Annotated in this window: 16 protein-coding genes; 2 read left to right on the forward strand and 14 right to left on the reverse strand. The window is 49.0% G+C overall.

The window, feature by feature from the left end; all coding sequences use genetic code 11:
* Window positions 1–99: 99 nt before the first annotated feature.
* Both addA and addB read right to left on the reverse strand, forming a co-directional pair.
* Window positions 100–3,717, reverse strand: coding sequence for a helicase-exonuclease AddAB subunit AddA (gene addA, locus KNO72_RS13125; protein ID WP_214758435.1), 3,618 nt, complete (start codon window positions 3,715–3,717; stop codon window positions 100–102).
* A complete protein-coding gene (addB, locus tag KNO72_RS13130; RefSeq protein ID WP_214758437.1) occupies window positions 3,695–7,132 on the reverse strand; it encodes a helicase-exonuclease AddAB subunit AddB in 3,438 nt (1,145 codons plus the stop codon). The genes addA and addB overlap by 23 nt, the downstream gene beginning before the upstream one ends.
* Before the next feature lie 152 nt (window positions 7,133–7,284).
* On the opposite strand from addB, the gene KNO72_RS13135 reads away from it, so the two are divergent.
* Both KNO72_RS13135 and KNO72_RS13140 read left to right on the forward strand, forming a co-directional pair.
* Window positions 7,285–7,671: a truncated hemoglobin gene (locus KNO72_RS13135; protein WP_031421210.1), complete on the forward strand. Its 387-nt coding sequence runs from the start codon at window positions 7,285–7,287 to the stop codon at window positions 7,669–7,671.
* Between the two features lie 55 nt (window positions 7,672–7,726).
* Window positions 7,727–8,113 (forward strand): hypothetical protein, encoded by a 387-nt coding sequence (locus KNO72_RS13140; RefSeq protein ID WP_015880959.1) that lies wholly within the window; start codon window positions 7,727–7,729, stop codon window positions 8,111–8,113.
* Between the two features lie 28 nt (window positions 8,114–8,141).
* Here the strand turns inward: KNO72_RS13140 and KNO72_RS13145 are convergent, their stop codons facing one another.
* The 12 genes from KNO72_RS13145 to KNO72_RS13200 all read right to left on the reverse strand — a co-directional run bounded on the left by KNO72_RS13145 (window position 8,142) and on the right by KNO72_RS13200 (window position 21,710).
* Window positions 8,142–8,552 carry a hypothetical protein gene (locus tag KNO72_RS13145; protein ID WP_214685830.1) on the reverse strand — a complete coding sequence of 137 codons (411 nt, stop codon included), beginning with the start codon at window positions 8,550–8,552 and terminating at the stop codon, window positions 8,142–8,144.
* A gap of 127 nt (window positions 8,553–8,679) precedes the next feature.
* Window positions 8,680–11,748, reverse strand: coding sequence for an efflux RND transporter permease subunit (locus KNO72_RS13150; protein WP_078146433.1), 3,069 nt, complete (start codon window positions 11,746–11,748; stop codon window positions 8,680–8,682).
* 86 nt (window positions 11,749–11,834) lie between these two features.
* Window positions 11,835–12,305: a competence protein ComK gene (locus tag KNO72_RS13155; RefSeq protein WP_015880956.1), complete on the reverse strand. Its 471-nt coding sequence runs from the start codon at window positions 12,303–12,305 to the stop codon at window positions 11,835–11,837.
* Window positions 12,306–12,432: 127 nt separating this feature from the next.
* Window positions 12,433–13,800, reverse strand: coding sequence for a sensor histidine kinase (locus KNO72_RS13160; protein WP_251028355.1), 1,368 nt, complete (start codon window positions 13,798–13,800; stop codon window positions 12,433–12,435).
* Window positions 13,800–14,462, reverse strand: a complete 663-nt coding sequence (locus KNO72_RS13165) for a response regulator transcription factor (RefSeq protein ID WP_015880954.1) — start codon at window positions 14,460–14,462, stop codon at window positions 13,800–13,802. Before KNO72_RS13165 ends, KNO72_RS13160 begins: the two co-directional genes overlap by 1 nt.
* Window positions 14,463–14,773: 311 nt before the next feature.
* Window positions 14,774–14,980, reverse strand: coding sequence for a copper chaperone CopZ (gene copZ, locus KNO72_RS13170; protein ID WP_074037662.1), 207 nt, complete (start codon window positions 14,978–14,980; stop codon window positions 14,774–14,776).
* Window positions 14,977–17,088: a heavy metal translocating P-type ATPase gene (locus tag KNO72_RS13175; protein WP_214685826.1), complete on the reverse strand. Its 2,112-nt coding sequence runs from the start codon at window positions 17,086–17,088 to the stop codon at window positions 14,977–14,979. Before KNO72_RS13175 ends, copZ begins: the two co-directional genes overlap by 4 nt.
* 11 nt (window positions 17,089–17,099) lie before the next feature.
* The gene (locus tag KNO72_RS13180) at window positions 17,100–17,402 is read right to left on the reverse strand and encodes a metal-sensitive transcriptional regulator (protein ID WP_015880950.1); all 303 of its coding nucleotides are present in this window, start codon (window positions 17,400–17,402) and stop codon (window positions 17,100–17,102) included.
* A 91-nt stretch (window positions 17,403–17,493) separates the two neighbouring features.
* Entirely contained in the window at window positions 17,494–19,041 is a 1,548-nt protein-coding gene (locus KNO72_RS13185; RefSeq protein ID WP_078146431.1) for a long-chain-fatty-acid--CoA ligase, read from the reverse strand.
* A gap of 100 nt (window positions 19,042–19,141) precedes the next feature.
* Window positions 19,142–19,615 (reverse strand): PTS sugar transporter subunit IIA, encoded by a 474-nt coding sequence (locus KNO72_RS13190; RefSeq protein WP_214689351.1) that lies wholly within the window; start codon window positions 19,613–19,615, stop codon window positions 19,142–19,144.
* Between the two features lie 146 nt (window positions 19,616–19,761).
* A complete protein-coding gene (gene lplA, locus KNO72_RS13195) occupies window positions 19,762–20,751 on the reverse strand; it encodes a lipoate--protein ligase (RefSeq protein ID WP_015880947.1) in 990 nt (329 codons plus the stop codon).
* 71 nt (window positions 20,752–20,822) lie between these two features.
* A complete protein-coding gene (locus KNO72_RS13200) occupies window positions 20,823–21,710 on the reverse strand; it encodes a Cof-type HAD-IIB family hydrolase (RefSeq protein WP_078146427.1) in 888 nt (295 codons plus the stop codon).
* Between the last annotated feature and the right edge of the window lie 27 nt (window positions 21,711–21,737).

Genomic DNA, 21,737 nt, shown 5'->3' on the forward strand with positions numbered 1-21,737 from the left:
ACTCCTCTCCAACTTGATTGTCAACGAAATCGAATGTGAATGTGCACATAAGAAAAGAGCAATGTCATATAACTGACATCGCTCTTCATTTATTCACATTTATTTAGTCGACACGGTCACGATTTCTTGTAGATCAAGTGAGTAAATCAAAGTCCGCTCGACTTGGATATCCCAAATCGTCTCGATTGCCTCTCGATATAATTGTAATTGAATCGCATATCGCTCTCGTAATCGCTCATGTGCGTCTTCCCGAGAATCGGATAGATGCGTGACAGCATCCGATTTATAATCCAGGAGCACATACGAGTCCCCATCGAAATACAGACAATCGATAATCCCTTGGATCAAGACATGCTCATCCGTGAAGTGTCCATCCGGATTGACGCGTTCGGCCGGCACCGTGTAGGTGAAAGGTAGCTCTCGCCATGCCGTCCCGCGCTCTAGTGCATCGGCGAGCGCTTGACCAACTTCCGTTTGGAAAAACATCTCGATATCCGGGATGGCGAGGCGTGCTGTCTCTGCCTCGACCGGACTGAGCATCCCTTGCATTTCCCATTGATTGATTTGATCGACAATCGGTTGATTCGGATCAGCCAATTGGAAAATCAAGTGTAACGTCGTCCCGCGCTCCGCACCGGTCTGTTTGACTTGACGCCATTTCGGTTCGCGATAAGGAGTATCGATCGGACGTACCGGATCTTCGAAGGCGGCTTGTTCGAGTTGCATCGCCCGCTTCAGTTCGGTCACCGTCTGTTTCGCCGCCGTACGCACCGCATCCCGTGCTGGGTAGTCATAAGTCAAAGCCCGCTTAACGGCACGAATCGTTTCCTCTTCATTTTGAATGGGAAAATCGATTGCTTCAAATCGCTGGACGTGGTGCAACTGTGCCATCATCTCTTGAAGGGTCGCAATCTCCGCAAGGTCCGCTTCTCCGATGACACGGTAAACCCATGAAGTCGACTCTTGGAAAGTAGAGGGAACCGTGAAGCCGAATGATTCGATAAACGAAGCGGCACTCGGTAGGCGTAAGAGCGCCGGTGCAATCCAGTCGAGATACGTTTTTGCCTCTCGCCTCGCCTCACTCGCCAATCGATCTCCAGATTGACCGACCTGAAGCCACTGCTGAAGGTGTTTGAGTGGTTCGCCTACCGTTCCCACGAGAATCAATTTTTCTTTCGCTCGTGTCAGGGCCACATAAAGGACACGCATCTCTTCCGCTTTCATCGTCGCATCTAAATCTCGTCGAATCATCTCTTTCACGAACGTCTCCGATTTCGTACGTGTCACGACGTCAATCGCATCGAGTGAGATGCCGTACTGTTTGTGGAAAATGACACGTTGCATTTGATCGCGTTTATTAAATTGTTTTCCGAGTTGGGCAACAATCGTGACCGGAAACTCAAGTCCTTTCGACTTGTGCACGGTCATGATACGAACGACGTTTTCCTCGTCCCCGAGTGACCGCGCCTCTGACAAATCTTCACCAGTATCCTGTAGTCGGTCCATCACACGTAAGAAGCGATAAAGACCTCGATAGCCACTACGCTCATAGGCTAGGGCCCGGTCATAAAGTGCCTTCAAGTTTTCCTGCCGCCCTTTTCCTCCAGGTAATCCCCCTGAGAAGTCATAAAACCCGGTGTCATTGAATAATTGTTGAATCAATTCCGACAAGCTATGATTTCGTGCATAAGTACGCCAACGGGAGAGGCGGTCAAGCATGTCGCCACATTTTACGCCAAGCTCATCATCGTCATCCGCTTTCGCCTTGAGCGCCTCATAGAAAGAATCTTCTGATTCAAGTCGAATCCGTGCCAACTCGCTATCATCAAAACGGAACATCGGGGAGCGCAGCGCACCGGCAAGTGGGATGTCTTGAAGTGGATTATCAATCACTTTCAAAAGTGCCAGGATCATCCGAATCTCGGTCGCTTGAAAATACCCGCCATCCGAGTCGGTGTAGGCCGGAATATTGTACTGTGTCAAAATGTCCATCAATTGCTCCACACGTTCTTTTTTCGAACGTACGAGAATCACGATATCGCGATATTCACAGTTTCGGAGTTGACCAGTGGATTCATCCGTCACTTTAAACGGTTCGTCTCCCGATACGAGTTCTAAGATGCGAGTAGCGATCGCCCGTCCTTCTACTTCTTGCTTCGATAAATCACGACTCGCCCCATCGACTAAAATAAACTCAGGGTCCGCCGGAATCGGTTCATACTCACGTCCAGGAACAAGTTGGGCCGCCTCATCATATGCGATTTCGCCGACCTCTTCGTCCATGAGTTGGACGAACAAATCATTGATTCCGTAGAGGACTTCAGAACGACTTCGGAAATTTTGAGAGAGGTCGATCCGCTTCCCTGTGTTCGCCTGTCTAAAGCGCGTCGCCTTATCGATGAAGAGACCCGGTTCGGCATGGCGGAATCGATAAATCGATTGTTTGATGTCGCCCACCATAAATAAATTCCCGATTTCTTCTCGTTCATTCGCGACCAGATTGATGATCGTTTCTTGAATCTCGTTCGTATCTTGATATTCATCAACGAGTACCTCAGCGAAGCGTTCTTTATAAAGCGCCGCAACATCGGACGGTCCCCCATCTTGTCGTAAAATGGCGAGCGCATAATGTTCCAAGTCACTGAAGTCGACAAAAGCACGGTCGCGCTTCGCTTGCTCATAGGCTTTGCCGAACGCACGGACCGTTCGAACGAGGGTTTCAACGAGCGGTTGTTGCATCGAGACGCTTTCCAATAAGTCCGCCCCGCTGACTCGAGCCTGTTCCACCGCTGCCGTCAATTTTTTCTTCGCTTGGTCGTAAGCTGGTTTGAGGACCTCGTGGTAAATCTGGTGCTCCTCTTTTTTCGGAACAGCCTTCATCGTGCCAAACTTCATCGCACGAGCCGCCGTCTCGAGTTCACTCCAGACAATGGTCTCCCCTTCAAGCTGTTCGAACGGAAAAATCGCTTGCCGGATGTTTTCAGACTGTGGCTCATACCCGGCGACCCGAAGCTCCGCTTCAAGTTTCCGAAGATCTCGTACGGCTTTTTCGATGTCATGCCACAGCATCTGTCCAAACTCAATCAAGATTGCTTCCTCATCAGGATCTTCTCCGAACGTATACATGGACACGAGTTTGTCTAAATAAGCATCAGGATTTGGGAGAGTGCGCGCATAGTGGTATAAACCAAGAATCAAATCCTCGATTTCACTGTCACCCCGGTCTGACGTATACGCATCGACAAGAGCGAAGAAATCGGTATCCTGTTTCCCGTACTCTTCCTCAAGCACTTCTTCTAAGACATCATCCTGCAACAGGACGAGGTCCCGTTCTTCCGCAATCTTAAACGCCGGATCCAAATCTAATAGGTAGTAGTTCTCACGAATCACCTCTAAACAGAATGAATGGATGGTCGTAATGAGTGCGCGGTTCAACATTTGCCGCTGTTTTCGGACATATTCATTTGTCGGGTCGTCGCGTAACGCCTCTTCAAGTGCCTTTGCGATTCGTCGTTTCATCTCTGCCGCTGCCGCATTCGTAAAGGTGACGACGAGCATCCGGTCTGCCGTGAGTTCATCCGTTTCATCAAGCAATCGACTAGACAACCGCTCGACAAGGACTGCTGTCTTTCCGGACCCTGCCGCAGCCGAGACGAGCACGTGACTTCCTCTCGCTTCAATCGCGGCGAACTGATCATTCGTCCATTTCACGGTCATCGCCTCCTAACTCCTGAAATACCTCTTCTTTCTCAAGCTTCTTCAATTTACGTGGCGCATTCGAGAGCGCTTCGTCAAAATGACAGACACTCTGATACGGACACGTCTGACATGGGCGCCGTTCTTTATATTCATAAGGTTCAACGTCAATTTTTCCTTTGTACATCTCCTCGGCACTCGCTTTAACGACGTCGAACGCATGATCCATCAACTGTTCGAGCTGAGGAGGGGTCACAATCTTCTTCAAGGTGTTGGCGTCAGGGGTTCCATCTTTTTTATATTTGACCGGGATGACAATCGATTTTTTAGATGTGCCTTTCGCCGAGCGGTCCATCATCTCTAAAATTTCGGGGTCATCTACTAATAGCCCTTGCATCTGGTATGACTCCAATACTTTTTGACGCGTCTCTTCTTCAGAACCAGCAGGTGGAACGAGTGGTCGGTGCACGTGGAAATAGAGCGCCGCAGCAGGTGCCACGTTCTCTTTTGTCCACACCTCTGCCTGCTCAATCAATACCTTCAAATAGATGAGCATCTGCATCGCCAGACCGTAATAAATTTCTGCAAAGTCGACTTCACGTTTACTCGACTTATAGTCGACGATTCGGACGTATAGCTGGTCGTGGACCATCGCAGTGTCCACACGGTCGATTCGACCGACCAGTTCACAGGTCGCCCCGTTCGATAAAGTGAACGAAACGGGTGGAATTTGTCCGCTACCGAACGCGAGTTCAAACGCTTCCGGGTCAAAGCCGTCTCGTTTTGATTGTTCAATCAACACTTCTGCCGTCTTACTAACGACGTCCGTCAATTTTTTCTTTAAGTAGGCGTAACGATTCGAACTCATCAAGATGGCATGCTGAATCTCTGGGGTCACGAGTTCGACCGCCTGCTCCGCTAAATTGGAACACTCGTCCGGGGTGACATCTCGCCACTCCTTTCCGTCCATCTTCACCGTCTGCGACATATGTTCGATGGTCCGGTGGTATAGATTCCCGATATCCGGGGCCTCGAGCCGGTACAATCGTCGTTCCTTCAGACGCAAGCCATAACTTGCGAAATGTTTGAACGGACAGGCTTGGAACGTCTCAAGGCGGGAGACACTCGCCCGAATCGACGGAGTATATAAGGATTTTGCGACACGATCGTCCAACGATTCCGGGATGTTTTGATAGAAGAGTGCGCTCGTCAACAACTGGAGACGTTCCCGTCCATCTGGATGCTTCAACAGTTCATTGTAGACAGCAAACCACATGTCTTGAATCGGATAATGACGACTCAACCGCTGAAGTTCAAGTGCCGTTACCGCCGCCGTCTGGTTCACATTCGTCAAGAAGGCGAATTGATCACGCGGTCGGTGCTCACCTGCTTCAGCAAAATGAGTCTTGATGACATTTTTGTGAAGTCGCGCCTTCAAGTCAGCGATAAAGCGCGCCGGTTGAACGGCTTTCCCCGTTCTGTCTACTAGGGCATAGCTAATGTATAGCCGCTCGCTCGGCGCTGTCACAGCTTTGTATAAGTAATATGTTTCATCATCGAACAAATGCTCTGTCGCCTTGCCGGCACGAAGTCCATTCTCATGCATGAAATCCAAATCTTGATCGGTCAACAGTTTCGACTGGGTCGTGACAAGAGGAATTTGATCTTCATTCGCCCCGAGCAGGAAGACAACTTTCTTATCAATCAATCGACCACGCACATAATCCGTTATCGTCAATTGATCAAGCGAAGGTGGAATGAGCGCATAACGAAGACTATCTAGCCCGGTGTCCATCATCTGTAGGAACAAGTCCGTCGACAACGTCTCTTCCGGAGCTGCGGCTTCTAACTGTTCGAGCAAGTGCAAGACCGCGTCCCATACTTGAGTATGCTCACGCGCTTCGAGTAGTTCCGCCTCTTCAATCGCCTCATCACGCCAGTGCGTCAAACAGTCTGATACACCGACACGCTCTAAAAAGGCATACATGGCGTGCGTATAAGCCTGCATCGTCTTCGCCTGTTTCAAATCCGATAGCAACGGATCGAACGTTTCGATGACACGCTCCCGCGATCGATTCAGCTCAGCCTCAATATCGAGTTCTTCGCTCGTGAGTCGCGCTTCTTCCCCGGAACGACGGCGCAATTGCCATTCGTCATGCCAATGGTAATGTTTGATTCCCCGCTCGATGACGAACGCTTCAAGCCGGTCAACCGACGTACGACGATGCACCGGATCAAGGACGACGAGTTCTGTTTTCAGGGCACGGAACACGGACTCTTCTCGGTATCCACGTAAAGCAATCTCAATCGTCGCTTTCAACAGTTCGACGAGCGGATGGTCAAGCATCGGTTGCCGTTCATCAAGGAAGTATGGCAGTCCCATCTTTTGGAGCGCCTGAGATGCCAAATCACCATATTCATCGAGTGAGCGTGACACGAGCGCAATATCCCGATAACGATACCCTTCTTCACGTGTCAGACGGATGACTTCTCGAACCGCCGCCTCCACCTCGACGGTCCGGTCGACTGCGGCATGTAAATCAATCCGGTTCTCTGAACCAGTGTAAGGTTCCGCCGTCAATTGGTCGAATGTGGCCTCAAGGTAACGGAGACTCGGATGCGTGTACCGATAGACGGTATCATACAGCTCGTCTCGAGAAGGAATCTGCCGTTCTGCCAACAGTTCTTTGAAACGCATGAGCGTCCGCTGCGTCGGTCCAAACAATGGATTGAGGCGATACAAGAAGACAGGATCGATTGTCAGCAACACATCGACATCGACCTTCTCTGCGAGTGCGACGAGCACCGCCAACTCCTGCTCTGAAAACTCGTTGAATCCGTCCACATAGACACGTACATCCGTCAAATCTGTCTCCGGAATGATTTGCAACATGACGTTGAAATAGTCTTCTGTATGGAGTGACTTGCCTTCCGTCATCTTTAAAAATCCTTCATAGATGATGGAAAGGTCTTGTAGCTTCAGAGCACGGTGCTGCGCCTGTTCGCTTAACCGTAATAAATGTTCCGGTTCAACAAGCCCTCGCTTCAACATCGAGATCAATTGGTTCAATTCTTCATAAAATCCGAACTGATTCATCGTACGGCGGAACAAGGTTAATCGTTCTTCGCTCATCTCGACGACCCTCCGTAACAACAAATGGGTCCCCGTCTGGTCTAAGAATTGATCTGTCGCTACGCCGGCATCCCGCATCATCAAAAAGGCGAGACGGCGCATCGAAAGGACTTGAATGCGCGTCGAGCCATGCAAACCATCGACTGTCGCCATTTTCTTTTCCATCTCAAACGACATTTGGTCCGGTACAATCATATAAATCGTCGGTCCGCTCGGATTTTGTTTCAGTTCTTGAATGACCTCATGGATCATTTGTTCACTTTTTCCCGTCCCCGATCGACCAACGTGAAAGGTCACTGTCATTTTAGCGAACACTCCTTCCCTTTTTTCTTCATTATGAACCATCCCTAAGCATTTGTAGAGGGAAACCTCTTCTGTACCTTATTCAAAAAAGTAGCAGCCTACATCATTCCCTTTTTCGATTGAAATCGATTAGACTGAACGTATGAGGGGGGATGTATGTGAGTGCCTATGAACAATTTGGAGGCGAACGTGGTGTACAACAACTCGTTGACGCGTTTTATGACCTCGTCTATGCCGACCCAATTTTACTTCCACTATTTCCGGAAGATCAAGATCGAGTCAAACAGCACCAATTTGAATTTTTAACACAGTTGCTCGGCGGTCCAAAGTTGTATTCTGAACGTCGTGGCGGTGGAAACTTGGCGATGATTCATCATGAGCATCCCATTTCCGAGACACATGCCGGCCATTGGCTTGGATGTATGGAACAGGCGCTCAAGACCGTGGATGCCCCGGAATCGATCAAGCGTCAGCTATTTCAACGGTTGATCATGTCATCTTCGAATGTCGTCCGTGTTTGTTCGCATCATTTTGAGTAGTCACAACTATAAAAAGTGGGTATGATAGGAAAGTAAGCAAAGGAGGTCGTTTCACATGACAGAAGAAGAAAAAAAAGAAGTCGTCTCATCTGAGGAAGAGACGGAAGAAAAAGAAGAAACGGTAGTCCTCGCCGACGCGCTTGATGAAGCTAATGAAGCTGCTGAAGCAGAAGAAGATGAGGACGATGATGAGGATCAGCCCGAAGAGAAGAACATGGACCACATCAAAGGCGTCTTCAACTACGATCATGAAAATGGTCGTGAATACCGTGTCGTCTTTTACAACGATCGCAAAAACTTAGTGTTCCGTGAACTCGGTAACGGCAAGGTTGAATTTGTCGGCCGCTTCTCGGATGATGCATACGATGAAGAGAATGAAGCAGAAATGCGTGAACTCGGTCAACGTGAACTCGAGCGCATCCTCGCTGAACGCTTCAACTAAAAAAATCGCCGAAATTTCGGCGATTTTTTTAGTTCTTCTTATTCCGCTTCTTTTTGCGAAGTGCATAGGCGACACCGGCAATCCCACCGACGACCGCGAGTCCAGCAACGACCGGAACGAGAACACGTTTCGTTGGAATCATCTCTTTCACACGTTCATATGGTGTTGGTGTCGAGAACTCTAATTGTACGGCTGTATCGCCGTGTCCATGCGCCCGCGCTTTGCGTGATGCATCCGTGACGACCACACGTCCCGTTGCCCAGCGACGATTGCCGTATTCGTCTACGTACGGACGACGTACACGTTTCACATCACGTACCACCTTCCCACGTGCGCGATCTGGTCGAACGACGCGTTCACTCGACCACGAACGGCTCCCGGTCACACTGTACGCTGGTCGTACTTTGCGGCGATTGAGCCAAGTATATGAATCGTTCATCTTCAATTCCCTCCCATACTGTTCAAAACCTCTCTTCTAATTATACCCATACAACATCACCCAAAACATGTGACAAATGGTTCAAAAAAAGATGTGACACCATACGGCATCACATCTTCAAGCTAAATCATTCTGTAAACGGTTTGTCCTTATGACGACGTTTCGCCAAAATCAGGTAGTACGCCGGAACAAGAACGAGAGTCAATACAGTCGAGAATAGAATACCCGATACGATGCCGATCGCAAGCGGTTTGAAGAGCGGGTCTTCCCCAAGTGCGACTGGTAAGAGGGCAACGACTGCCGTGAGCGCCGTCAAGAGAATCGGACGAATCCGAGCGCGCCCTGCTTCGTAAACGGCGGTCGTGACCGGTAATCCTTCACGAATGCGTTGTTCGATAAACTCGAACAGGACGACTGCGTTCCGGACGACGATTCCCGCAAGCGAGACCATCCCCATCGATGCCATGAAACTGAACGGTGTCTGAGTCACGAACAATCCGACGACCGCTCCAGCGATCGCGAGATAGATTGTGAACAAGACGAGTAATGGCAACGAGAGTGAGTTGAACTGGAATGCGATGATCAAGTAAATCAAGAATAAGACGACGACGAACAATGTCGCAAGCTCTAAGAAGAACTCGTTCTGCGTGTCGCTCGCACCGGACTGGTCGAACGTAATCCCTTCATCCTCTAACCCCGACTTCGCATCATCCAACACCTGCTCGACATCTTGTTTAAATGTCTCTTCATCCATGTCTTCGCTCGCATAGATTTGGAGTGTGACCGAACGCTCCCCATTCTCACGAGGAATCTGCTGAATTTGTTCTGTTGTCGTTTCCGTCACGAACGTACTAAGTGGGGCAACGGGCGGACCTGCTTCTGTTTGGACAGGAATTAAAATCTCGTCAAGGGCGAGTGCTTCGCGGTTCGCCTCTGCATCAATGACGATTTTCACGTCACGCTGTTCCACTCCGTCATCGAATGTACCAATTGGAACACCGTCTGTGACGAGACGAATTTGGTCACTGATTGTTTTTGCCGTCACGCCAGCCCGTGCCATTTCCTCACGATTTAATTCGTATGTGAGTGTTTGGAACGGTTCTTTAATATTATCGAGGACGATGGCCCCGTCAATTTCTTCAAGGTCGGCTTTCACTTGGTCACGTGCAGCCACGAGTTGATCAATCGTCTCGCTGCGCATCGTGAATTCGACAGGTGCGGATGCCGGCGGTCCTTGTTGTTGCGTATCTAAGAAAATTTCGGCGTCCGGATAGTCTTCACGCAACACGTTCGTATACTTATCAATCAATTCGATGGCATCGATTGATTCGTTGTCGACACGAACGACCACTTGCCCCGTGTTTTCACCAGACTGATCGAGTCCACCCGTGAATAAACCAGGGAGACCGCCTCCAGCGAAGACGGATGTTTCCACGACACCCTCTTCTTCTTTAAATCTCGCTTCAATTTCTTCAAGACGTGTCTCTGTCTCTTCCAAATCCGTTTGAACGGGGAAGGTCACACTCGTCACGACTTCCGGACGGTTCGCGGCTGGGAAGAACTCAAACGGCGTGAGTAAAATCAAACCGTACAATGCCGTCGTGATGACAAATCCGACAATTCCAAACGTCCACGGACGCTTCGCGACACTCGGTAAGAGGCGGTCGGCGTAGAAATTACTGAGTCGATTGAGCGGTCCGCCGAGCCAACCTGGTTCACGTTTTGATACTTTCACTTCTTTACGATTCAAACGATACTGCGCAATCGGTACGAGCGTCAAACTGATGACCATCGAGGCCAAGACAGAGAGGGCTAGAACCGTCGGCAAGGCGCGAATGAAGTTACCGTTTGCGCCCGATAGCAAGGTGAGCGGAAGGAAAGCAAAGACGACCGCGAGTGTCGACGTGACAATCGAGCCCCATACCTCTTTCGTTCCTCGGACTGCTCCAAGCATCGCCGAGTCTCCGTTACGATAACGTCGTAAGATGTTGTCATTGACGACAATCGCATCATCAACCAAGATCCCTAAGGCGATGATTGCCCCGATAATCGAGATTTGGTTCAAATCGACCCCGGTGAACTGTAACGGGATCAAGGCGATCAAGAATGACAACGGAATTGCCAGACTGACGATAATCGAGCCAGAGAATGTTAGACCAATCGTCGTCACGGCAATGACGGCAATGATGGCGATAATGAACTCGCGTGTCAATGACGAGAAAATCGCATCGACGGCTTTTGCCTGCTCATAATATGGAACGAGTTCAAAACCGTCTAAGTCTCCAAGACCATCTTCGACTACCTCGTTGACACGGTCTTGCATCGTTGGAATATCCAAGCCTGATTCAATCGGAACTGTGATCGAAACAGCCGGCTTTCCGTCTAATGAAACGAGATCGGTTTCACTTTTCGCTGTCTCTTCGACCGTCCCGACATCTGCTAGTAAGACCGGTTCCCCATTGAATGAGCCGACGATGACTTGCTCCATATCGTCTACATTCGTCAAGTTATCGATTGCCAGTTGATAAATCCCCTCTTCAGTCGATTGACGGCCGAGCGGTGTCGTCTTGTATTCTTCGTTAATGGCCGTTAACACATCAGGAAAGGCAAGTTGACGTGAACTCAGCTCTTCCGAGTCAAGTGACACGACATACTCCTGCTCTGGTAACCCTTTGATCGTGACTCCCGTCACGCCATCCGTTCGCAAAAGTTTCGACTCTAATTGTTCGATGTCTGATCGAACATCCTCAAATGATCCACGATCGTCTGCTGTCAATAAATACGATGCGACAGGTAACTGCCCGAGTGAATCATTGACCGTTGGCGCAAGCGCGTTTTCAGGAAGTTTAGGCGTCGCATCCGACAACGCTTGTCGAACGTTCGCCTGAAACTCTTCCTGGTCGGTGCCGTCCGCGTATTCGACCGTGATGTTCGAGAACTCTGAAGCCGAGATCGACGTCACGTTCTCTACTCCTTCTAAACTACGTAGTTCCTCTTCTAACACGCCGGTAACATTCCGTTCAACCGTTTCCGCTGTCGCACCAGGATACGGTGTTTGAACGAGTACGATATTGATCCCGGTTTCCGGAATCTCACGTTTAGGGAGCTGGAAGAACGTCAGCACACCCACGACGATTGCGACGAGAAGAAACACGATAACCAGTTTCCCTCGCTCAATCATTTTTTCAAAAAACATAAAAACCCCTCGCTTTCGGAAGATGTGCAAATACACATATGATATCTCTTCTTCATCATAGAGGGGTTTGTCATTGAATTCAATCCTTAAGCGTGTTGCAATGTGCTGTCATGGAAACGTTTTTGAAAAGCGTACGATAATTCGATTGACCGTTGTTTTTGTCTCGACACGGTATGATCAGATACGTGAACCTTGACCGATTCCCCCGTCAAAAACTGAATGAGAGTCTCTTTTCCGTCTTTCTTGATGGCCGTCACGTGTTGAAAGTTGATCCACGCACAATCTGGACTTTCTTTGGCAATCGTCGGAAAGAAGACGGCATCCGCATGCCAATCCATGACGACCGGTGTCTTTCGATGTGGTCCGAGGACGTGTCGCGCTGCCTCGATTCGACCTTGAATGCTCGACCCGTAGTATAGACACGCGTGTTCTAATAAGTCGATTGGCGACCCTTTTACTCGCATGACGCCTTCTGGTTGATACACAAGTGTTTCCGCTTCGCCAAACTCGTTAAATACAGGAATTAAAGCTCTCGTTTCATTGGTCAATCTGCTCATCTTTTCATCCCCCATAACGTATGTAATGACTTACATGTCATTCATACCAGGATTCGATGCGCCTCGCAAATCGGCTTTTGTCTATTTCCCATGAAAAAACCAGCCGTTTCCTGGCTGGTTTTGAAAATCAAGCATTCGAATTTAAAGGTTGGTTCGACTTGAGTCGGGGAAAGTAAAATCGCACTGCTGTTCCGTCTCCTGTATTTCGTAGAGACACTTCCCCTGTGTGAAGTGTCACAATTCGCTGCACGATGAACAGACCGAGTCCGAACTTCCCTTGCTTCCCTCGAGAGAATTGGTGGAACAAGTCTAGACTCTCATCAACTGGCGGTCCGTCGTTAAAGATGGTGATTTCAACGCCAGCGTCATCTTGGTGGAGGTCGATGCGAATGCAAGATTCCGCGTAACGGAGTGCATTGTCGAGCACGTTCTCAAATGCGACCCGGATCTGTTCCCCGTCTCCAAGCATCTCGCCGCCTTCGCCATTGATTTCCCAATCGAGCTGGCCTCTAAGTTTGAAGCGCGCGACGAGCAGTTCCATCAACTTGTCGAGATTAATTGGTTCAAGTTTCATTTCTTGTCCCTTGAAATATTCAAGTTTTGTGACGTACAACAAATCGACGACTTTCTTTTCGAGTCGAGACGCTTCCTCATCAATGACCTCGGCAGAACCTTTCAAGTCTCCTGTCGGATAAATACCGTCCCCAATCGATTGGGCATATCCTCGAATGACCATGATCGGTGTCTTTAAGTCATGCGATATGTTTTGAAGCAACGCTTGTTGTGCCAAATCCTGCTCTTTTAATTCCTTACGCATGGCATCAATCGAATGGGCCAACTGACCGAGTTCATCTTGACGATCTAATGGTAAAGCGGTCTCCCACTGTCGATTCGAAATCTTCTCAACGGCCCGTTCCATCTCCACAATCGGTTTCGTCAGTTGACGCGACATCAATAAAGCTGGAATCAGTGACAAGAGGCTGATGATGCCAATCAGAATCGAGATTCGCCAGTATAATGTCGACACCAACTCACGACGATAGGCATCCCAAGCGTAGGAGGCCTGATACACAATCGTTCCATCGTACTCATTTTGACGAATGATGTAATAGACGTCTTCCCCATCAATTGTCGTCTGATACCGCTCGACCTGACCACTTTGATTTAACGCTTCCTGATACATGCGGTTCGTCAATTCAAGCGGGGCCGATCCGTAGATGATCCGTCCGTTCGGGAGAAAGATCAATTGGTTGACCGAACGGGACTCCTGTTGGCGTCGGTCATACTCAATCGGGTTTTGGGGATAGTTCTCTAACTCATTCGTGTTCCCTAAATAATAGTCCACATCTCGTAACGTCTCATACACTTGTTCATCGATGAACTGGGTGATGGATGAACGGACCGTAATCAAGATCATGAGCGCAAGCGTCACGATGATGAGTAAGATGAGCACCCAAATCTTCCACATGAGACGTTTCGGTTTAAGCGCGTGCATCATGGTCTGACGAGACGGTAGCCGATACCGTAAAGCGTTTCGAGCTCAAGGCGATGCAATTTCTTTCGGACACGACGCACCAAGTCATCGACGACGCGGTCCGATCCGAAATAATCATTCCCCCAAACACCTTCTAAAATTTGCTCACGCGACAACGCGGAGCCCGGATGTTCAAGGAAGAGTAGCAGTAAATCAAATTCTTTCGAAGTCAAATCGATTTCTTCATCTCCGTGCTTGATCAGACGTTTATCCGGATAAATGGTGTACTCTCCGTATTCGATATGCTCGTTCGACTTCGAACCGTAGACACGATCAATCAATTTTTTGACACGGATGACAAGTTCCCTTGGAAGGAACGGTTTGGCGATGTAGTCATCCGAACCCATCTCGAGTCCGATGATTTTGTCGATATCCTCATCGCGCGCCGAGATGAAAATCGTCGGCGTATTCGCATTGACGGCTTTGATTTGTTTCAACAATTGAAAGCCATCCAGGTCTGGCAACATGATATCGAGCACCCACAAATCCGGTTGATCTGGAATCGCTTCTTGTGCAGATGTCCCATCCGCAAATGAGCGAACGTTGTATCCTTCCTGTTCTAGATACGTGACGAGCATTTTATTTAAGTTTGCTTCATCGTCGACTAAGTAGATTGTATACATTCAAGTCACCTCAACACGTTTTTTCTCATCATATCAAACAATTGTCGTGAAATGATGGGAAAGAAATGAAGTCAAAGAAAAAAGAAGGCAACGAAATCGCACCTTCTTCAGCGTACTGAATTTGTTCGTAACTGTTGCGTCAAAAATGCCGCGCCCCCACTAATCATCGCCAACACTCCACTGATCATGATCATTTCCATGATGTCCGCCTCCCGTTGATACCGATTCTCATTATCAACTTAAATATAGCACATATCCTATTCATTGAATACCACAAAAAAAGTCCCGATTTCACTCGGGACTTACCATGATTATGCTTTTACGTCGTATCCTTGTTCTTCGACTGCTTCCACCATCGTCTCAAGTGAGACAGAGTCTTGATGAATCACGTCGACTCGATGCTCTTGAAGCGATACCGTCGCTGATTCGACACCATTCAATTCATTTAATGCTCCTTCAACGGCAGCTTTGCAATGATTACATGTCATACCTTCTACGGTTAACGTTGTTTCTTTCATGATGATGATCCTCCTTGTGTTTTTAATCGTAATGCGTTCAAGACGACAGACACCGAACTGAACGCCATCGCTGCTCCAGCAATCCATGGGGCAAGTAACCCTGCTGCAGCGACCGGGATACCAAGACTATTATAGGCAAGGGCCCAGAACAAGTTTTGACGAATGTTCTTCATCGTCAAACGACTCATATTCATCGCTCGACTCACGCCTTCAATGTCTTGCCCTACAATTGTAACATCTGCCGCCTCGAGTGCGACATCCGTACCACTCCCGAATGCGATCCCAACGTCCGCCACCGCAAGTGCCGGGGCATCGTTCATGCCGTCCCCTACCATGGCAACGCGACCGGATTGTTTTAAGCGTTCGATTTGGTCCGCCTTTTCAACCGGAAGGACTTCGGCAATCACTTGATGATGAGGGATGCCAAGTTCGTCGGCAATCGCGTAGGCGACTTCTTTCCGGTCACCCGTCAAGACGTACACGTCACGCGTTTGACTAAGGGCTTGCACGACTTCACGACTTTTCGGTTTCAATTGATCTTGTAGCCCGAACGCCGCGACAATCCCGCTCTCATCCGCAACGTAGACCGGGGTCATCGCCCCCATCGACCAATCTGGCAAGTTGTATCCGAGCTCTTCCATCATTCGAACAGACCCGATGATGAGTTCTTTCCCATCCACGACCGCTTTGACTCCTCGTCCGGCTAACTCTTCCACTTTCGTCACGACACCGTCGCCGACTTCCCGACCGATGGCAGCTGCCAAAGGATGCGTCGATTGCCGTTCTGCCATGACGGCACGGCGGAGCATCGCTTCATCTCCGAACGTTTCCACCACTTCCGGTGTCCCATTCGTCAATGTCCCTGTCTTATCAAAAACAACGATGTTTGATTCATTGAGTGATTCGAGTTGTCCCCCACCTTTGAACAACACACCTTGCTCTGCCGCTCGTCCCGTTCCGACCATAATCGATGTCGGCGTTGCCAAACCAAGGGCACACGGACAAGCGATGACAAGTACGGCAATCGATGCTCGAATGGCCGTATCGATATCATTTAACAGGAATGCCCAGACCACGAACGTGACAACACTGATGGCTACGACAATCGGCACGAAGACACCCGAGATGCGGTCAGCCTGACGTTGAATCGGCGCCTTATCCGTTTGTGCCTGTTCGACGACACGTACGATTTGAGCGAGCATCGTCTCTTTCCCGACTCGTTCCGCACGCATGAGAATACGATGGGACTGATTGATCGTTCCGCCGACGACTTCGGCGTCGACCGTCTTCTCCGCTGGAATCGATTCTCCTGTCAACATCGATTCATCGATGACTGTCTCTCCCTCAATGATCCGTCCATCGACCGGAATTTTCTCTCCCGGACGCACGACGAGGACGTCTCCTACTTTGACGAGTTCGACAGCGACAGACCGTTCTTCACCATCAACGAACAGGATGGCTTCTTTCGCCTGAAGCGACAAGAGTGATTTCAACGCATCGGTCGTCTTCTCTTTCGCTCGTCCTTCTAACCACTTCCCAAGTAAGACGAGCGTGATGAGGACGGCACTCGTCTCAAAATAGAGATGTGGATTCATCGGGTGCACAATCATTTCAAAAATGGAATAGAAGTATGCGGCCGATGTCCCCGTCGCGACGAGCACGTCCATGTTCGCCGAACCGCTCTTCAAGCTCTTATATGCCCCTTGATAAAACTGCGCCCCAATCCAAAACTGAACGGGGGTCGCCAGGGCGAATTGCCACCATGGGTTCATCAGCCATGGTGCATGAAATCCGAGTCCCGGGATATGCGTCAACATGACGAGGATTAATGGGGCCGACAACAGTGCAGAGATGATGACCTTCCGCTGTAATGGACGTAAGTCATGCGGCGGCGCCATCTCTACTTTCGGCTCGGCCCCGTATCCGATTTTCTCAATCCGCGCAATCAGCTCTTCTTCTGTAATGCCTTCATCGACACGAATGGTCGCCGTCTCAAGCGGAAGGTTGACCGTCGCTTCCACTCCGTCCATCTTATTCAATACTTTTTCAATTCGTGCCGAACAAGCCGCACAGGTCATTCCTTGTATGGATAACTCAACGGTTTTCATGACATCCCTCCTTATTTTTTGATGCGGCTGACGATCGTCATCAACTCATCAATGTAAGGTTCCATGTTTTCCGTCTCGCTTGCGTGAACCAAACACTTGCGCATATGACGCTCTAACAGTTGCATCTCGACTTGCTTCAGAGCGGCCTGAATGGCTGACGTCTGAGTCAAAATATCGACACAATAGCGGTCGTTCTCGACCATCTTTTGAATCCCTCGGACTTGTCCTTCGATTCGTTTTAGACGTTTCCCGAGTGCCTCCCGTTCGGCATCATCACGCGGAACGAGTGGTTGGTCATGCATAAATTCATCCATGTTGATCACCTCACCACTAATATACCCCTACCCCGTAACAGTGTCAAACGAAAAGGTAAAAAAGGAACGACTCGTAGTCGCCCCTCTCTACTCAACTATTTTGAAACGCTTCGCTCTTCAAGACCGTTCGTAAAATCTTTCCAGTCGTGTTTCGCGGAAGTTCCTCGATAATCTCAATATAAGTCGGCTGCTTATATTTCGCTAACTTTGTTTGTGTATATGCACGGATCTCTTCTTTCGTGACACCGTCATGTTTCGTGACAACGAATGCCTTCACCGCTTCTCCTTGCTCCGCATCCGGTACACCGATGACGGCAGCTTCGACGATATCCGGATGTTGATACAATACTTCCTCTACCTCACGAGGGTATACGTTATATCCCCCGACGATGACCATATCCTTCTTCCGGTCGACGATATAGAAGTAACCATCCTCGTCACGTCGAGCCAAATCGCCCGTATAGAGCCATCCGTCCCGAAGTGTCATCATCGTTTCTTCCGGTAATTTGTAATACCCTTTCATGACGTTCGGGCCTCGTACAATCAACTCTCCGACTTCACCGACGCCGACTTCTTCCCCAAGCTCGTCGACGACTTTATTTTCGACATGAACGATGGAAGGGCCGATTGACCCGGCTTTACGCTCGCCATGGAGCGGGTTGAAGCAGGTGACCGGTGACGCCTCCGACAGACCGTATCCTTCAAGAATCTTGCACTCGAACATCTGCTCAAACGACTCGAGCAATTGAACCGGTAAGCTTGCTCCGCCTGAGACGAACACGCGAACATGCTTCAATGCAGACGTGTAGGCCGGTACTTTCATTGCCGTCTGTAACAAGAAATTGTACATCGTCGGCACACCGGCAAATAACGTCACACGGTGCTTTGGTACTAGATCGAACACATCTTGTGGTGAGAACTTCGGTAAGATGACAATCGTCGCCCCTCGAAGGAGTGGTGCATTGACGATGACCGTCAAACAGAAGACGTGGAACATCGGCAATGCCGCCAATGCCTTATCCTCTGGAGTGATGTCTAAATACTCTCCGATTGAATGTGCGTTTGAGAACAAGTTTCGATGGGTGAGCAGAGCCCCTTTCGGTTTTCCGGTCGTCCCACTCGTATAGAGGATGACGGCAACTTCATCCTCGTCGACTTCGATGAACGTTCCTTCTGTTTCGGCAAACGCTTCTGCGAATGGGATGAATTCAATCGTCCCTTCCCGCTTCAATGCTGGAACATCGGCATATGGAACGGAAATCACGAGTTTTAAGTGAGGCAACTTCGTGAGTGCCGCTTCCGCCTGCGCGACGAGCGGTGATAAGCCAACAATCCCTTTTACATCCCCATCAAGCAGAATGTAGGCCATTTCATCAGGCGTGTATGTAGGGTTGATCGGAATGACGACCCCTCCACGTGACAACACAGCGAAATATGCAATCAGGAACGCAGGGCTGTTTCCGAGAACGAGAGCGACGTGATCGCCTTGTCCAATCCCTTTTTGCTCAAGCGTCGACGCCATCGCCTTGACTTGCCCATAAAACTGTCCGTAACTCACCGTGTCTTCCCCAAACACATACGCTGCTTTCTGCGGGTGAGCCATCACTACTTCTTGTAGTGACTTGACTAAGTTTGCCATGGTAATCCCCCTTTAAATGAATGATGATTCACTTTTGAGCCATAAAAAAGAGCACGTTGTCCGCGCTCTTTTCAATTACTTCTATTGTACATGAAATGTTTCAATAAGAAAACGCTTCCAAAAAATTCGCCTGTAAGTGGAACAATCCGGCGCGACTTTTCACGTGTACGAGCGCTTGAAGGGATTCATCATCCATGAGCAAATCATCAATCAGTTTATGATAGCTTTGTTTCTTTGATTCATTCGTAGCCGTAATTAATAATATCGCTTTCGCTTGAATCGTTTCTCCCGTGATGGTTTTTACTTTACACGTGTTCAGCAGATGAAGAAGAGAAATACCGTCTCGTTTCGCTATAGAGATAGGAACATCGATGACCGCAACCGGCACAGCGACATCACTTACCCCGGAAGGAATGATCGTTTCTTGATCGAGAACGACTCGCGTAAATGAAGAACTGACCATGCCTTTTCGTTCCAATTCAAGACCTACCGCCATCATCGCACGTTCAAACGTCGATTGTTCCGTCACCCACATCCGACTCGGGTCCATCCATTCACTGAGCCTTCGATACATAGTGATTCCTCCTATTTTTAATCAGCCGCTACGAAAGCGCTTGCACAAATTATGATACGCCTTCTCCCATCGAGGCGCAATCCGTATGATCAACGTTCACGAAACTGCCAAAAAAGGCGACCTCCGTAGAGACCGCCATGACTAACTTAACTAATCAAATCGACTAATTCCTCGAGCTCGACATTTCCGAAGTAATGTTTCAAATCGAGTTGCATCAATTGCTCACGGATGGCCGCACGTTCGAAACGCGTCCCAACGAGCGCTTGCTCGACGTCTTGGATGTCACCGACACCAAAGAAATCTCCGTAAATTTTCGCTTCTGTGATCGTCCCTTTGTTGACGTTCAAGCGGACATCGATTGTTCCGATTGGGAAACGACGTTTCGACTCGACGTCGAACTTCGGTGACTTCCCAAAGTTCCAGTCCCAGTTCGCATAGCGTTCTTTCGAGATATCATGGACGATTTCCCAATCCTCGTCACGAAGTACATAGCGTTCCGGTTGTTCTCCATCATAAATCGAATGGAGGAGCGCCTCGACGAAATGTTCCATCTCCATCTCACGCTCTAAAAATTCAGTGATGTTCGCCACACGGCTACGAACGGACTTGATTCCTTTTGAACGCATTTTCTCTTCCGAGACGTTAAGCGAGTTCACGACCTCTTCGATGTTCGAGTTGAACATGAGCGTCCCGTGGCTGAACATGCGTCCACGCGTCGTGAATTGGGCGTTCCCGCTGATTTTACGCTCACCGACCTGAATGTCGTTACGACCCGTCAGCTCTGCCTCGACACCGAGGTTACGAAGCGCATCCACGATCGGTTGTGTGAACTTCTTATAGTTGTTGAACGAGTTGCCATCGTCTTTTGTGATGAAGCTGAAGTTCAAGTTCCCTTCATCGTGATAGACGGCGCCCCCACCAGAGAGACGTCGAACGACATCGATGCCATTCTCTTCGATGTACTTCAAGTTGACTTCTTCTGATGTGTTTTGGTTCTTCCCGATGATGATGGATGGACCGTTAATATAGAACAGGAAGTAATCTTCATGATCGACGTTCAGATGTTTAAGGATATACTCTTCGACCGCCAAGTTAATCTTCGGGTCGCGGATATCCGGATTAAAAATAAATTTCACAGTTTATTTCCTCCTAGTCGGATGTTCGTTACTCGTATTATACGAAACGAGACGAGTTCTCGACAAATCTTTTACTTCCACTCACCTGTCATCACGCGCTTCAATGCGTTCGCCACACCATACTCATCATGACGTTCGGTGACATGGTCACTGATGGCAATCAAGTCTTCGTGGCTATTGCCCATCGCAATTCCTTTTCCGGCCACTTTGAACATCGGCACGTCATTCAAGTTATCCCCGATGACGACGACTTCAGATAAATCGATGCCATAGTGTTCAGCAAGTTTTGTCACACCGTTCCCTTTATCTGCACCGTGTGCCATCACTTCGATGTTGTCATTGCCTGAAGACGTAACATACACTCCTTCGACTTGGTCTTCGATTTCTTTCCAAAGTCCGTTCATTTTCTCAAGGTGGCTCGAGAAAGCGATGAACTTGTAGACACGTCCCGCTTCTTGTCGGATAAAGTTCTCAATGTCATCAACAATTTTGACGTCTTCGTTGACGTAATAGCGATTCTTAAAGAATTCGTACATCTCGAGCGAGCGGTCGTCACCATTCGCTTTCAAGTTTTTCATCGACGCTTCAATCAAGTCACCACGGCTCGCTACGGGTCCCGCTTCTGTGTACATTTCATAAAAGACGTCCGCATACTTGTCATCTTGATGAAGAACATTGATGACTTGAAGCGCCTCATCAATCGTCAAATCGATTTCGTGAAGGACTTCTCCCGACGTGTCGAGCACGCGTCCCCCATTCGACGATACGATTGGGCAAGAGAGTCCGACCTCGTCTAAAATCTGTTTCGCATTCACATAGTTGCGCCCCGTCGCAATCGCAAAGCGAATTCCTGCCGCCTCTGCTTCACGAACGATCTCCGCTGTCTCATCCGCGATTTTGGTGTGGTTGTGCAAAATCGTACCGTCCATGTCTGATACAAAAAGTTTATACGTTGCCATCTTCCATCACTCCTTTTTCTCTTTCGC

Origin of the sequence: Exiguobacterium sp. s123, from assembly GCF_018617075.1 — a bacterium.
Lineage (GTDB): Bacteria > Bacillota > Bacilli > Exiguobacteriales > Exiguobacteriaceae > Exiguobacterium > Exiguobacterium profundum.